The sequence below is a fragment of the Chitinophaga sp. CB10 genome, from assembly GCA_001870995.2.
GTDB lineage: Bacteria > Bacteroidota > Bacteroidia > Chitinophagales > Chitinophagaceae > Chitinophaga.
Window position 1 is genome coordinate 1 of sequence record MLAV02000028.1, and the last position, 14,376, is coordinate 14,376.

At 38.1% G+C, this 14,376-nt stretch carries 18 protein-coding genes; 8 read left to right on the top strand and 10 right to left on the bottom strand.

The features are described 5' to 3' along the window. From BOC67_RS24820 to BOC67_RS24840, 5 genes are all read left to right on the top strand, one after another. Positions 1 to 1,143, top strand: a 1,143-nt coding sequence (locus BOC67_RS24820; protein ID WP_291914863.1) for a hypothetical protein, incomplete at its 5' end; no start/stop codon positions are given. 232 nt (positions 1,144 to 1,375) lie between these two features. Continuing rightward, a complete protein-coding gene (locus BOC67_RS24825; RefSeq protein ID WP_291914865.1) occupies positions 1,376 to 2,323 on the top strand; it encodes an NAD-dependent epimerase/dehydratase family protein in 948 nt (315 codons plus the stop codon). Positions 2,324 to 2,586: 263 nt separating this feature from the next. After that, entirely contained in the window at positions 2,587 to 3,270 is a 684-nt protein-coding gene (locus BOC67_RS24830; RefSeq protein WP_367115593.1) for a helix-turn-helix domain-containing protein, read from the top strand. A gap of 82 nt (positions 3,271 to 3,352) precedes the next feature. Next, entirely contained in the window at positions 3,353 to 3,760 is a 408-nt protein-coding gene (locus tag BOC67_RS24835) for a hypothetical protein (protein ID WP_291914918.1), read from the top strand. Beyond that, on the top strand, positions 3,667 to 4,038 hold the full coding sequence (locus tag BOC67_RS24840; RefSeq protein ID WP_291914868.1) for a type 1 glutamine amidotransferase domain-containing protein: 372 nt from the start codon (positions 3,667 to 3,669) through the stop codon (positions 4,036 to 4,038). The genes BOC67_RS24835 and BOC67_RS24840 overlap by 94 nt, the downstream gene beginning before the upstream one ends. A gap of 203 nt (positions 4,039 to 4,241) precedes the next feature. Here BOC67_RS24840 and dcd read toward each other — a convergent pair whose 3' ends face one another. Genes dcd through BOC67_RS24855 form a run of 3 tightly spaced genes read right to left on the bottom strand, consistent with a single transcriptional unit; the run spans position 4,242 to position 6,368 of the window. Further along, positions 4,242 to 4,904 (bottom strand): dCTP deaminase, encoded by a 663-nt coding sequence (gene dcd / locus BOC67_RS24845; RefSeq protein WP_291914870.1) that lies wholly within the window; start codon positions 4,902 to 4,904, stop codon positions 4,242 to 4,244. After that, positions 4,862 to 6,046: a hypothetical protein gene (locus tag BOC67_RS24850; RefSeq protein ID WP_291914873.1), complete on the bottom strand. Its 1,185-nt coding sequence runs from the start codon at positions 6,044 to 6,046 to the stop codon at positions 4,862 to 4,864. The genes dcd and BOC67_RS24850 overlap by 43 nt, the downstream gene beginning before the upstream one ends. A 16-nt stretch (positions 6,047 to 6,062) precedes the next feature. Continuing rightward, a complete protein-coding gene (locus BOC67_RS24855; RefSeq protein ID WP_291914874.1) occupies positions 6,063 to 6,368 on the bottom strand; it encodes a hypothetical protein in 306 nt (101 codons plus the stop codon). Positions 6,369 to 6,591: 223 nt separating this feature from the next. Between BOC67_RS24855 and BOC67_RS24860 the strand changes: the two genes are divergently transcribed. Then, positions 6,592 to 6,954 (top strand): hypothetical protein, encoded by a 363-nt coding sequence (locus BOC67_RS24860; protein ID WP_291914876.1) that lies wholly within the window; start codon positions 6,592 to 6,594, stop codon positions 6,952 to 6,954. 34 nt (positions 6,955 to 6,988) lie between these two features. Here the strand turns inward: BOC67_RS24860 and BOC67_RS24865 are convergent, their stop codons facing one another. The 3 genes from BOC67_RS24865 to BOC67_RS25425 form a co-directional block, all read right to left on the bottom strand. Continuing rightward, the gene (locus BOC67_RS24865; RefSeq protein WP_291914878.1) at positions 6,989 to 7,207 is read right to left on the bottom strand and encodes a helix-turn-helix domain-containing protein; all 219 of its coding nucleotides are present in this window, start codon (positions 7,205 to 7,207) and stop codon (positions 6,989 to 6,991) included. Positions 7,208 to 7,314: 107 nt separating this feature from the next. Continuing rightward, positions 7,315 to 8,457: a site-specific integrase gene (locus BOC67_RS24870; RefSeq protein ID WP_291914880.1), complete on the bottom strand. Its 1,143-nt coding sequence runs from the start codon at positions 8,455 to 8,457 to the stop codon at positions 7,315 to 7,317. A gap of 819 nt (positions 8,458 to 9,276) precedes the next feature. Further along, positions 9,277 to 9,507 (bottom strand): helix-turn-helix domain-containing protein, encoded by a 231-nt coding sequence (locus tag BOC67_RS25425; RefSeq protein ID WP_367115594.1) that lies wholly within the window; start codon positions 9,505 to 9,507, stop codon positions 9,277 to 9,279. 125 nt (positions 9,508 to 9,632) lie between these two features. Here BOC67_RS25425 and BOC67_RS24875 point away from each other — a divergent pair, with 125 nt between their 5' ends. Continuing rightward, complete coding sequence (locus tag BOC67_RS24875) at positions 9,633 to 10,247, top strand: hypothetical protein (protein ID WP_291914882.1); 615 nt, start codon at positions 9,633 to 9,635, stop codon at positions 10,245 to 10,247. A gap of 430 nt (positions 10,248 to 10,677) precedes the next feature. After that, positions 10,678 to 10,929 carry a hypothetical protein gene (locus BOC67_RS24880; RefSeq protein WP_291914884.1) on the top strand — a complete coding sequence of 84 codons (252 nt, stop codon included), beginning with the start codon at positions 10,678 to 10,680 and terminating at the stop codon, positions 10,927 to 10,929. A gap of 117 nt (positions 10,930 to 11,046) precedes the next feature. Here the strand turns inward: BOC67_RS24880 and BOC67_RS25430 are convergent, their stop codons facing one another. From BOC67_RS25430 to BOC67_RS24895, 4 genes are all read right to left on the bottom strand, one after another. After that, positions 11,047 to 11,394: a helix-turn-helix domain-containing protein gene (locus tag BOC67_RS25430; RefSeq protein ID WP_367115595.1), complete on the bottom strand. Its 348-nt coding sequence runs from the start codon at positions 11,392 to 11,394 to the stop codon at positions 11,047 to 11,049. A 428-nt stretch (positions 11,395 to 11,822) separates the two neighbouring features. After that, positions 11,823 to 12,410 carry a hypothetical protein gene (locus tag BOC67_RS24885; protein ID WP_291914886.1) on the bottom strand — a complete coding sequence of 196 codons (588 nt, stop codon included), beginning with the start codon at positions 12,408 to 12,410 and terminating at the stop codon, positions 11,823 to 11,825. A 44-nt stretch (positions 12,411 to 12,454) separates the two neighbouring features. Next, positions 12,455 to 13,048, bottom strand: a complete 594-nt coding sequence (locus tag BOC67_RS24890) for a hypothetical protein (protein ID WP_291914888.1) — start codon at positions 13,046 to 13,048, stop codon at positions 12,455 to 12,457. A 1-nt stretch (position 13,049) separates the two neighbouring features. Then, positions 13,050 to 14,324 (bottom strand): DUF6371 domain-containing protein, encoded by a 1,275-nt coding sequence (locus BOC67_RS24895; RefSeq protein ID WP_291914890.1) that lies wholly within the window; start codon positions 14,322 to 14,324, stop codon positions 13,050 to 13,052. Positions 14,325 to 14,376 lie beyond the last annotated feature (52 nt).

The following is a 14,376-nucleotide window of genomic DNA, read 5'->3' on the forward strand; positions in this document are numbered from 1 at the left end:
GGCGACTTCTCTGCTCCAGTTCATCAATTTCAAAAATGGACTCAAAATTTCAAAGATCAAACATGCTTTATCTTTTTAATAGCACAACACGTTATCTTTAAAATATTGACAACAGCAGGGTTGGTAACGATTTACTCACAAATGTTAGCAGGTAGTTTTGACAATACCGGATCTCAAAAATCTGTTGTTTCAAGCCCTGTAATTGAACACCCAAAAAATCAGCTCATTATGGACACTATCCAACCCGGACAGATAATAATTGATCTAGCAGGGCAAAAAGTACCTGTCATAAAGGGCGGACTGTATGATCGATTCCGCTCTAATCCACCATTACCTGTTGTTGAAAAAGAAAGGCCGGATATTGATCTTGGCTGGTTTAGGACTATCCGGAAAGAAAAAAAGGAGGTTGGATTTACCACTTATTCTCCGAATTTTTATTACAGCAACAGCAGTATCACAGCAATCTATACTGCTGATATGAAAACATTAAAAAAGCTGATCCCTGAAAAAGTCCGTGATATTGTAAAACCGATTTCGATTACCCCTGGACGAGGGCTCATTGCTATAACAGCTTATGCCTATCATTATTGTGATAACGATTCGTATAACGAGTTATCGATTTCCATCGTTACGGCCAAGCCTGATGCAGGCAACTGGGGCGTATTTTCTTTACTCCGCGAAATTAAAAACAACAGTCTCTGGGGGTATGTTTTAAAGCTCCCGGTAAATACAGAGCTCGCCAGAGTTCGCGGGGTAGTTGGATATAACTTACCGAAATGGCTGATCCCGATTGATTTTAATGATAAAGGCGATTCCATTACCTTTACTATTCGTGATGAATCAGGCAAACCGGATTTTTCGATAGCAGGCAAGAAATTAGATATAAAGACCACAGCACCAGCAATCGTTCGTTCCAATTTCATTAACCTGGATAAAAATGGACAATTAACGCACGGCTATACAGATGTAAGGGCGCTGAAAAAAGCAACCAGTAAAAAGAAGGAAGACGTGAAACTTGGTCTTACCGATGGTCCGTTATCAAAATTCATTCAATCACTGGATTTGGGTAAACTGATGAGATATGATTATCAGCCGGAGTTTCAGGCCGCATTGTACACCCCTCAGCCAGTACAGCAGCGGTGAGCTGCTGCGCAACAAACTCGTGGAAACGGACCGCCAGCACTTCAACCGCACGTGACCGCACGCTTCGCCTTAACACAAAGAAATAGGAATAAAATATCCTCTTACACTGATAAAAATGCATTGGCTGAACAGGTAACGTAACAGAGATTATGTTACAACTTCCGATAATTCAGATACCCTGCTTTTAGGCAGGTTACTGAACTTTGTATAATAATTCAAAACAGTAAAAGTTATGCAAACGATACTAGGAGCCAACGGTCAGATTGGTGAAGAGCTTGCAAAAGAACTTAAAAGGAATTTTACCTCCTCCATACGAATTGTCAGCAGGAATGCAAAAAAGATAAATGATACGGATGAAATCTTTTCTGCGGATCTGTCCATTCGTGAAAAAGCTATTGAAGCCGTAAAAGGCAGCGAGATTGCCTATTTCACATTAGGTCTGCCGATTAGCGCTGATCTCTGGGAGAAACAGTTCCCGCTTATTCTGCGTAATGTAATTGATGCCTGTAAGATCAACAAAACAAAACTCGTATTCTTTGACAATACGTATATGTATCCCCAGGATGATCGCGTTTTGACAGAAGAAACAGCTTTTGCGCCTGTGGGAAGAAAAGGAAGGGTCAGAAGAAAAATGGCCGAAATGGTGTTGAAGGAAATTGAATCCGGTGAGCTTGAAGCGGTGATCTGTCGTGCCCCGGAATTTTACGGTCCCGGCAAAACGCAGAGCATTACTAATACCTTAATATTTAACAATATCAAAGAAGGTAAAAAGCTAAAAGTTCCATTGAGCGCAAATAAGAAAAGAAGCCTGATTTGGACTCCTGATGCCAGCCGTGCGACTGCTTTGATCGGCAATACGCCTGATGCATTCGGTCAGACATGGCATCTCCCGGTGGATAAAAGCCATCCAAATTATGAAGAGTTTATCCGGATGGCTTCAGGCATTTACAGTAAAGACCTGAAATATTCCGTCGTGCCGAAATGGATGTTCAAAATAGGTTCATTTTTTAACAAAAGTGTAAAGGAACTACTCGAGCTTCTTCCCAGGTACGAACACGACAATATATTTGATGATTCAAAATTCAGAAATAAATTCCCGGATTTTCACGTCACCACCTATAAACAAGGAATCAGTATTACAAAAGATGAACAGCTTTCAGGGAACAAAATAAATCAGTAAATTAGTCATGTACAAATCTGAAAATCAGCATATGAAGGCTCCGGCAAAAGTTTCATCCATAAGTATGCTTCATCAATTCTTAGGTTTAAAAAAAACCTGCGAATCCGCTGATCAGCGTATTTAATTTTGATGATGTTAAACTGGAACCGGAGACGATTCTCAGCGCCATAACCACTGACTTTTATGTTATTGCATTAAAAAAAGACTGTGCCGGCGGAAAATGCAGGTATGGCCAGCAATATTATGATTTTGATGAAGGCATTATGTATTTCATTGCCCCGCATCAGGTGCTTCAGTTTGATGATGTACTGCTGAATGGAGTAAGAGGATTTGTTTTGGTGGTACATCCGGACTTCCTGCATGGATACAAATTGGCATCGGATATTAAAGAATACGGGTATTTTTCTTATACGGCCAATGAAGCTTTGCACCTTTCTGAAAAGGAAGAGAAAACCATCTTTGAAATAATAGATCATCTGGGAGGTGAAATTGCAGGAAACATGGACCCATTCTCGCAGGACCTGTTGGTTTCAAATCTTGATCTGTTGTTAAAATATTGTGACCGTTTTTATAACCGCCAGTTTTTGACCAGGAAGAAAGCGAATAGTGACCTTCTTTCAAAGCTGGAGGTACTATTGGATGATTATTTCAGAAAGGATAAATTAGCTGTTAACGGGATTCCCTCAGTTCAGTCTATTGCTGATCAACTACATCTGAGTGCAAATTACCTGAGTGATATGTTAAGAGTGCAAACAGGGCAAACCACACAGCAGCATATCCAGCACCGGTTGATTGAAAAAGCAAAAGAATTACTATCTACTACCTCCATGTCCGTTTCTGAAATTGCCTATCAACTTGGATTTGAACATCCGCAATCATTTCACCGCCTTTTTAAAAGCCGGACATCACTTTCCCCACTGGAATTCAGATCATCATTAAATTTATGAGGTCGGTTAAAATAAAATTGAGGTCACAGAAATTCCGGTAATCAGGTTACTGCCAAATCCGCTGATAACAAATAAGTGATTTATGAAAAAGCTTTTATTGATTGTTACCAATGTCGATAAGTATGCAAGCGGCCTGGCCACAGGGCTATGGCTCAGTGAGCTGACGCATATTTATCATAAGGCCAAAGAGAAAAATTGGGACATAACGATAGCAAGTCCAAAGGGGGGCAAGGTACCAATAGATCCCGAGAGCCTGAAACCGCTTGTTCTTGACAAAATATCCAAAGATTATTATGAAGATCCCAAATTTATGGATGAGCTGAATCACTCAAAAAGCCTCCATGAAGTAATTAACGAATCTTTTGATTGTGTCTATCTGGCTGGGGGCATGCTACCATGTATGATTTTCCAGACGATGCAAATATTAAGAATATCATCAGCCAACAATACGAAAAGGGTAAAATGGTCGCTGCCATCTGTCACGGCGTAGGTGGGTTATTAAATGTCAGGCTTTCCAACGGAGAACACCTGATAAAGGGAAAATCAATGACTGGCTTTGACTGGTTCGAGGAAACTATTGCCAGGCGCAAGCATGAGGTTCCGTTTAATCTTGAAGCTGCGATTAAAGAACGGGGAGCAAATCTTAAAAAAGCTTTTATTCCGATGACCTCCAATGTTGTGGTTGATGGGAATTTGATAACGGGTCAAAATCCGTTCAGTTCAAAGGAAATGGCAAAAGTGGTTGCCGGGGAACTTGAAAAAATATGAGTTGGATGAGGTGAATACGCATACATTAATCGTTAAAATTTTGATGATGATGGACAGCATGGGTTCAGCGTACTTCGAGAGCTTTGCGAATACTACTTGCCAATACAGAAAGGGTCCGGAGATGTTATATCGCCTGTTATTTCGTTTGTTTCAGGGGAAATGAAACTAGATTCGTGAATGATTAGTAACAGATATTAGCCATGCTATGGAGTTGACAGCTTATTTGGTGTTCTATTATTCTCTGCACACCATAATTCATGCAAAAGCCCCAAATCTTGATCTTTTATAGCGCCAGATGGTTCAGGACGAACCTGGCATATATACTTTCTTTCTTTACTATAATATTGTGTTTTTTCAGTATTAAAGAAGATCGCCTGAAATACTCTTGCACCAACTGTTAAATTAATAGAGTTTCTATTGTTATTTGTAAGTTCCAGCGATATACATCCGCAATAACCAGGCTGCACGATTGTTGAGATAGTTAGCCCCAACCTAGCATATGAGCTACGCATCATCAACATCAAAAATAGGTTATCCGGCATCTTTAAATATTCCAAGGAAGTTGCAAGAATGGTTTGATGGGGATATAAAATAAAAGTTTCACCTAATTGACGACGAGTCGGTTGAAAAAATTGATGAATGTTTCTTTGAGGCCTGTCTCCATTAAGTGATGCATTAATAAACGCTTCGCGACCTTGCAATGAAACTAGAAAATCACAGCCAAGTCTAAAATCGATGCCTAATTCATTTATCTGTTTATCTACCTCCAGCAAAGGCCTAATAAAGAGATCCTTATCCAATCTATCTGCAATTTCCTTTCCAGTTAGGGCACCACTTGTTGAGTGGCCGATTGAATTTGCGTCCATTTTTGATTGATAAAATAATTACTAATTGACTTCTCTATTAAATTATTTATGATGCTATACACTTGAGGTCTTTGTATAGCAGAATTCATATTCATGTTAGTTGAAAATGTTTGCCAATTATCCAACCATACGTCCCATCCTAATATGAAGATGCCATGAAGCTCTTTTTCATCTTTTAATGTAATTGGTAGGAAATTAAAAAAGTCAGCACCCGTAAGTTTTGTAAAGCGATAATCCAGATTCTTGGTTCCTGTAATTTGTCTTACTGCATTTTTTATTTGATCAACAATAACATTAGAGGTGTTATCCAGAAAGTCCTTAACGACTTTGGACCTGTTTATTGTAGACGGATGGCTATCAGAAAATACATTCTGATTTTCAGTTAGATAATCTAAATACTTGTTCGAACAATCATTTATATATTGTGCGCCGAACAAATCACAGAAATACTCTGCAATATGGTAACTTAACAAAGTCACTTTATCATTATGTGTATAATTCTGAAGCAAAAAAGGGAAATAGGTATTTATAGCATTTATCTCTAGCGCACTAAATATATTGTTAATATATTTGCGATACAAATCTCTAGCAAGCGCAGATGATATGCTATACTTATTATCAATAAAATGTCCAAGCTCATGATACAGCACGACTGCTGTCAAATAATCTCTTGAAAGAGCTTTGGGTATATTTATCTGAACAAGGCGATTGTCAAACGTTAATCCGTACTTTTTATTTATTGAAACATAAAGAGGGTCATTAAATGCAATACGAGGATCAAAACTAAATCCTTGAATGTCATTAATTAGACTTGTAACTATAATATAATTTTCACCCGGCTGTAGCCATTCAACCATAGCACAACGCAAACATTCTACTATTTCATATGGTATCAAATTTAGCGTACTACTATCCAGAAATTCTAGACTTTTGAAGATAAAATCTATTTCCCTTTTTATCTCAAATATATCAGGAGGGGATGTTGGGGGAGTATTAACAAAATTGGTCTTAATTTGCCTAAATAACTCAAGCAAAGTTTGCTGATACTCTTCTTTGGCTCTGTCTGAATAATTGTTATTGCAAGCCTTATTTAATGCTAACTCTGCTTGAGAAATATGGAGTTCTAGTAATTTTATATCCATTCTTGTATTATGGTAATCATACTACAGCAACTTCTCGTTGTTGAGAAACCAAATTTAGAATATGCTGATACTGATCAGTGGTTAAGTGATCGGCATTTAATGCCCTAAAATATTCCCTTTCTGTTTCAACTAAATGAACAATGATAGGAAAGTTATTTCTATCAATTGAATAGAAATCTTTCTGTCCATTAGCAAGTTCATGAGCATCTTTAATTATTGGGGTAACAAGATTGACATAACTTAAATCTCCTTTCACAATGTAAATAAGGAAAGAAACAAAAAAGTCAAATTTGTTATCTTCTAAGGAATGTGAATAAAACATATTATGACTTTTAAACATTAAAAATAATTACAATGCAATCTTTTTCATTTCGGCCGCAAAAATACTAATTATTTTATTTAAACATAAAATAGGCCAAATAGTTTAAATAAAAAACTTTTTTTATTTAAGTAACACTAAAGTGTTATATGCATAAAGGCGATGTAAGTCTTAACAAATCAGTTAACAATTCCACGCAAGTCTACCTTTGTTTGAAATTGTTTTTATGAAAAATAAAATTCGAATAATTCTTTCAGAAAAGGCAAAAACTACAGGAGAAATTCGCTACAGCGAAATTCTTAAAATGGTCGGTCTCAGCATCACCAAAAAAAATCAAGACTATCTACAAAGCATCTTAATTGCGATTGGTAGAGAAGAATATGCAGCGGGTAGGCCGCTTATTAATGGTCTTGTTATCAATGATACTAAGCGACCGGGGATAGGATTTTTCTATGAATACAAAAACCTAACGAAGCGCAATTTTCTTATTTCTGATATTAAGAAACAGAAGGAAATTCATGCTTCAATCAAAAGAGAGTGTAGTGAGTATTATAGCAAAGATTGCCCTGCGACAGGAGGGGAGAGCTAACTCCCCCCTGTTCATACTGTTGCAACCACAAGCTTCAAATTAAACGGTGACTAGCATTCTTTTCAACTTCATTATAGGAGTCGGTTGAGTTTTGTCTAAGAAAAGAAACTACATCTTCAATATCAAAATAGATCAACTTACCAAATGGACGATAGAACTTGATCTTTCCTGAAGATGTCAATTTGTATGCATAGCTTTTAGCGATACCTGTGTAGTTACAAAACTCTTCAAGTGTAAGCATCTTCTTATTCATAAGAAGGCTCTTTTTAATTTCACGTAATTCGTGCAATATCTCAACCACGTTGCATGTATATTAATTGAAACGGTCTGCATTTACGATCTTTTTAATGGTGTAACTGATTATTTATTAGAAGTTAACAGCGGAATCTTATTTGCCGCCTCAATTTTCCTTTTATTTATGACCTTACCATATATTTCGGTGGTTTTCAGGTTTTTATGCCCAAGTAACTTAGAAACGGTGTATATATCAGTATTCATGCTAAGCTGCAATGTAGCAAAGCTGTGGCGGGCGCAATGGAAAGTAATCTTTTTATTTATCCCGGCTGCACTTATCCATTCCCGTAGTTTTACATTGTGCCATGCGCTATATTGTAGACCTTCAAACACATTGCCATCATCGATACGTTTTTCTTCAAGCAGTTTTACCGCCTGCTCTGAGATTGGTAATGTTTCCGCGCTTTTTGTCTTCTTTTGAGTGAACTGTATAAACCAACCATCAACTTCACTGTATTGAATATTATTCCATCTCAGTGCGTGTATATCAGAAAATCTAAGACCGGTGAGTGCACTGAAAAGAAATGCTTGTTTCAAGATGGGTACGTCACATTCTGTATTCATAAGTACTTGCAATTCCTCAAAAATTAGGTATTGCCGATGTGTTTCAGCCGCTCTAATTCCTTTTACTCTTGTTACAGGGTTTTCACGCAGAAGCTTTTTTATATGCGCTTCTTTCACCGCAGCTTTAACTTTCGTATAATACGAGAGTGCCGTATTCACCGCTAGCTTCCTTTCTTTATTTCCGCGTCTTGCCTTGGTTGTTAACAGATATTCTTTAAACCGTTCAAGAAACATTTCATTCACTTGGTCCATGATAATGTCTTTACCATTGGAAAAGGCAAGAAGGTGCTTATATGCACTATCCCAACAACCCTGATTACCTTCGGAATCTTTTTTCGTTTCCATCACTTTTTTGAAAAATTCAATAAAGCTGGTTTTCCCTAATATCGGGCTGATAAATCCGTGTTGACTACTATTAGCTACAAGTATCTTTTTGGCTTTTATCGTTTCGGCGAGAAGCGTAGTTTGCTTATTATGATCTCGTTCTAGCTGGGTTCGGGGCTTTTCATAAAGATAAAGGTTCAGAAATTCATACTCCCGTGGCTGATGAGGGCCATAATGATAAGCAAGGTATAAACTCGTTTTACGAACTTTCGCACTTTCTTCGGAAATAGTACTTCTACGTTTCAGCAGATAAATTTTCATGTTTAATCGTTTTTCTGGTTACGTATTATAACACGACTTTCAGCTGACTTTTTCATTCAAACAACATGAGATGCATTCCATGCACAGGTTTCAATGGTAACCACACTTCCGAGGCAGAAGAAGTAATCACGAGAATACAAAAGAAAAGGATGCATTTAAATTTACTGTTGCATTATGCAATTATTCGATTCTAACTGCTTTCTGGTATCATTCATCCGAAAATCTATTTCAAACGAAAAAACAGTGGTTTACGAAAGTAAAAAACAGCATTCTATATTATGCTGCGAATCATGAGTGCATAGATGTAGTGAATCGACAAAGAGAGAAGGTTAACTTTATGTCGGCAGCCATATCAACAAAAAAAAATCGAGTGTACGCTTGTTTTTCTCACTTTTTTTTCGTTTTTTTTTATTTTAAAGTCTAAAAAGAGTCATAAATAAGAATACAAGTATTCTTATTTATTCCTGAGAGGGAAACAAGTATAGCTACGCTATCCTCATTTCCCTCTTTTTTATTATTAGTATACACTATATAAGTAGTTGTAAAAAGAAGAAGAGGAATGAAGTATGAACACGAAGTGTGAATACTTTATTCCTTAGCATCAACAAAAAAAATTTCCGCTATACGCTTTTTCGTTAGAACACATCTGATGCAAAACAGAAAATGTCAATTCTTACTGTTGCATAACGCATTTTTTTGATTTCGAATACGTTTCCGCTATCATTCATCCAAAAATCTGTTTGAAGCGAAAAAAACGTGTTGACATCTGCAAAAAACAGCATCCAGTATTCGAGGGGGGAAACTCATTTTACATTTGAATCAGAATTTAAAGTTCAGAAGCTCCTGGGGGGCTATTTCCAGCGCCTTCGACAAAGCTAATAACGTAGAAATCGTTGTATTCACCTTCCCTGTCTCAATCCTATACACTTGCATCACTTCTATGTTAGCATGGGCAGCAACCGTCTCCCTCGACAACTTTTTTGAGTTGCGAAGCTGCTTTACATGCTTGCCGAAAGCGTCAATGTATGCCTGATTTCTGACGTTGCCCACGACAACGAAGTTGCCGTTATATCACATATGCCACCATAACATATATGATATGTGACTAAATTTAAACCTGACGTTGTCAAACTGGTAATTTCAGTGGAGATTTAATACTCTAACAATTGATAATCATGCAAAAAATAGATTTACGTACTTTCATAACTGTTAGTTCAATGCTACTATCGGTAGTGATATTTTTTTTTGGATGTGAGGCTACATCTTCCGAAGTAGAATCAAAAGATTTCAGCTTGTTGTCCCAAAAGGCTGATGATTTTTTTGTTTTAACCAGCAGCCTGGATGATAAAAAGCAGCCTAGGACCATTATATACTTATTTAGTGGTAGAATTCAAAACAATACGCCCAACATTATTGCACATGGCGTATTGACAATGTCAACCTACCTCAAACTCGAAAACGGCACCATAATAACCGAAAAAGAAGTTAATAGAAATTTATTCGGCGGTATTTTATCAATTGCATCATTTCGAAATCTTAAACCACGGGAAAACTACGATATTCAGAAACTGGAGTCAATATCAATTCCCGTGGAATATGCAGCATATCCTGTAAAGGATGTAGTTATTAAATATTCATTGGAAACTGAAGACCAAATCAATCAGATTTCAGAGAAAAAGGTGATAAAATCTATCAGCGTAATTGACAAATGGAGGAAAGCTGTGGATAAAGTTAATAGCGGCAAAATAGATGCGGATGACTATAGCTTTCCAGGCAGTGTAATAAGATAACTTAATCTAAAAACTCTCTAATTGCTTCACACCCCGCACCTCTATAAATCTGTAAATCCGAATAAAATTTGTTATAAATAATACTTAACTGTTGTTCTATTGCATTACTGGCAGGACATTTACACCCATAACAATCTCAATTTGATATGAAAAAAACCAAAAATGTCCTGTCAATTATTCACAGTAGGTTAACGAAGCATCCAATTAATTTCCGAGAAAGAGTGTGTAAGGAGTGTGGATGGAGTATACCCACGTTCTATCGCAAATTACGGCTGAGAGATATTCCTAATCAGGAATCCCCTTTTTCAATAATCTCAGCACTTACTAATGCTGAAAAAGATAAAATAGTTCAGGTTCTTGAACAGGAACAGCAAGACCTTCAAAGGTATCTCACTCGTATTAGGAAACGCCAAAAAATTTAATCTTAACAATGCAAAACGATCCGCACTTCAATACGATTGAGATTTTCATCGATTTGTATGAATCACCGGAAAAAGTCCAGGTATTAATGTGGGAGCTGTTATCAGCAGGGATGTGTAGCGAATATGCAGACGATTGGGATAAAAACAAACGGGCGGATATGCTGATGTTGTATGAGCAAGTCTGTAGCTTTTCGTACGCCATTTTTGATTTATCTACACCCATGCTTGAGTTGATGAAAAATTTCAAACCCACTAAATAAATCACGTTGAATAACTTGTATCCGGGATAATGGGCATGTAAAAAGATACAATCCTGAAAATCAGCGTTGCGATCTGCGATAATACATATACCTCTTTCCTTGGCAGTGTGTACATCTTCACTGTAGTAACCCTTGCTTATCGAACAAGTGTTTTTTCCCTTTCCGTATACTCTTAATTTTTCCTGCCTTCAGCCATCTGCGAAGCGTAAGCGGGGTAATGTTTAATAGCTGTGCTGCTTCATTCAGGTTCAACAAGGGCTTATCTGCTATTGTCACGTAATTGATCACCGGCATTGGTTGTGCACTTACGTGATGTATAGCAGATTTCAGCTTTTGCTCCCGCTTTGTCTGTTTATATGCTATTCTATTGCAAGTATGGGAGCAATACCGGGTAAGCATCGTTTTAGCTATAAATTCCTGTTGACAATGCTGGCAAACCTTATTCAGTCGGATATTACTGCTCATGATAATTACGATTTTTGGTTACTAATAAGAAGGAGCTGAACGTATCATTGCGTATCATACTGTATCATTGAGTATCATTACGTATCACTCTCCCTCTGAATTCATGTCACGAATTCCCTAACTTTTCCATTAGTAACCAACATCACAACTAAAAAACGCTAATAAAAGGCAAAGAAAGCATAACTATGAGCAAGTAAAACTCACTACCATAGCACAAAAAGCAAGAAAAAGCTCATTAAAGGAAACGTGATTACTTCCCGATACAAAAAGTAACTAACTTACTAAAAGGCTTTATTTACAAGGCTTTACACAAATACAATACTTTCAAGGTACAAATAAGGTACAATACCTTTCAGGAAATTCACTTTTGAGGTGTTAAACGGCTTTACTTTCCAGTTCGGGAAATAGGAAACTTTCCGTTCAGTATTTCAGCTTATCAAAGCCCGTTCAATTTCGTGGTATGGTATGCTTTCGGCTCTTTGTATTTGCTGGGTAAATTTCAAATACTTTTTAGTTGGCTTTCCTGCATATTGTTTTTTAAAGTGCTTTTTGTAAATCTGTTCAAACAGTTGGTCGGTTCGGAAATATAACCCCAGCGTTTTATCTAACTGCCTGTACTTTTTACTTTGGGTTTGCTTTTCGTACATACAACCCCTGAACGCTGAACGGTGGTAAAAATAGGTGTCGGCTAAATACAGCTTTCGGCAACGCTTACCAGTATGGGGGCAAACGAAATACCAAACAACCCCTTTGCCTAAATTGGAAGGGGCTGAAATAAGTTGCACCCTGTAATTTATCGGGGCTTCGTTGCATTTGTAATCCAGTTCAAGGTAAGGGCTTTCGGGCTGGGTGTTTACCCGTATTGAAATACTGCCTGTTTTGTTTCCGTTCCTGCTCCAAGTAATTGTACCGCTTTGCCATTGGTTCGGCTTTAAATAACCGTGCTTTGTCAAAAAGGAAATACTAACTGTTTTTAAGTCATCGTACAAGGTCGGGAAAGTGTGGGGCTTTGGCATCTGAAATTTATTTTGAGAAATTGAAACCTAAATCAGTAAAGAACTTACCATTTAAACCCGTTGTTTTCAGGTTCGCTTTCGGGTTCGCCCAGCTTATGGGTAACGCTTTCAACCTTTGGCAATACATAGGGAATAAGTTTGCAAAGTATGTTCAGCCGTTGCACGGGTTCAAGTTCTTTGAGGGTGTCGGGTAGCTGTTCAAGTTCCTTTTGCATTAACTCTTTGAGGGTGTCCCGTATGTTTCCAGTCAAAGGCTTGTTATACTCAACCTGTGGTTTATCATTTTTCAGCCTTTCGGTTTGGCTCTTTAGTAAGTCCTTTATTTCGGTTAAGTCTATTTCCTCAAATTCTGTAAACCTTACATACTTGTAAACCCATTCGTAAACAAATAGCCTTTGGGCTGTATTCAGGTTCGCTTTTTCGGTAACGGTTGCAAATTCCTGAACTGCTTTTAACGGGGTTTCGTGCTGTTCGGTGAAAATGTTTACTGCCTTATCAAATAACTGTAAGGGTGTTTCAGGGTTTTCAAAGTTGCCCTGCTTCAATACTTCGCAAAGCATTTCAAAGGCATACCCGTTCCAATGTTCGTTTTCTGTCTTAAAGTAGCTTTCAAGGCTTTCAATTTCTTTTGTTTTCATATCAATTCAAATTTGTGGTTAATACTTGTTTCAATTCCTGTAATCGGTTCAGGTAGGGCAAAAAGGTTCGTTTGCCGTTGTTCGCTTTCACGGTTGCAAAGTGGCTTTCAATGAATAGGGAACAGTTGGTTATTGTGCTGCACTTGTTCAGTTTTACGGGTTGGGTTGGTAGTGCAATTCCTGCAAAGTAGTTTTCAAGTTCGTTAATATCCTGCTCCCAGCTTTCGGGCTTTGGTTGTTCGGGCTTGCTGAAATAGTAAACAGGTTCGGGCTGCTCCAATGGTTTCACCTCAACCAACGGCTGAACGGCTGGGGGTGGTTCGGTGGCTTCGGGTTCAGGTAGGGCAAAGGCTTTGTAATCGTATTTTATTAAATAGTCTGCAAGGTCAAACCCTTGTTTCCTTTCTGCTTCGGTGGCTTTGCGTTCCAGTAAATCGGAAACGGTGAACGTGGCAAGGTGTGAAAGTTCTTTTGCCTTGCTGCTCCATTTGTCAAACCCGTTGAGGTCGGGAAATAGTGTAACAGTTCGCCCCTTTAGTATGCTGCACTTTTCAGCGTTCAGGTTGGTAAGGCTGCCAACGGCAACCCAAATAAACTGGGGCAAATAAACGCTGGCAATTACAGCCGTTTTTTCGCTTTCAACTATGGCAAGGGGTTTTGTTTTATCAATTAGTAAGTGTTCACCAAACAAACATTGCCTTAACTCAAATTCAGGCTGTTTAAGGGCTTTATGTACCCAGTTAATATGGTTGAATGGTTCTTTTACTCTTTTGCCTGTGGTGGGGTTGTAAAGCATTATTTTACCCGTTCTTACTTTGCCCTGTGTATCTATTTGCCAAAATACCGTTGCACCGTTCCAATGTTTTGAGGTGGCAATGAAATAACGGCTTACCAGTTGGCTGGCAACCTCAACCCCGAACAGGTTAATAAGGAACTGTACAAAGTGGTTCGTTTCGTGTGCTTTCAGGCTGGCTTTAAATACCTCAACGGGAATGAATGAAACGGGCTTTGGTTGAGGTGTAACAGGTCGGGGCTTGTATGCTTTGGGCTGGGGTGTATCAAATGAAATATTGTTATCCTGAAAATACTGTTTCGGGGTGTAATGGTGTCCGCAATTACTTTCACGGTTGCACCTGCCAACGGTGGGGTGTATGTGTTCGCCTGTTTCCGTGTCAATGTAAAGCGAAAAGGTTTTATCCCTTTGCTGGCAACTGGGGCAACGGTAACGGGTATTCATTCCCTTGTATGGTTCTAATATGTATCGGTGTTCACTCATTTTTAACCTTTTAGCTGTAACAGGTGTAACAGGTGTAACAGGTGTTACAGGT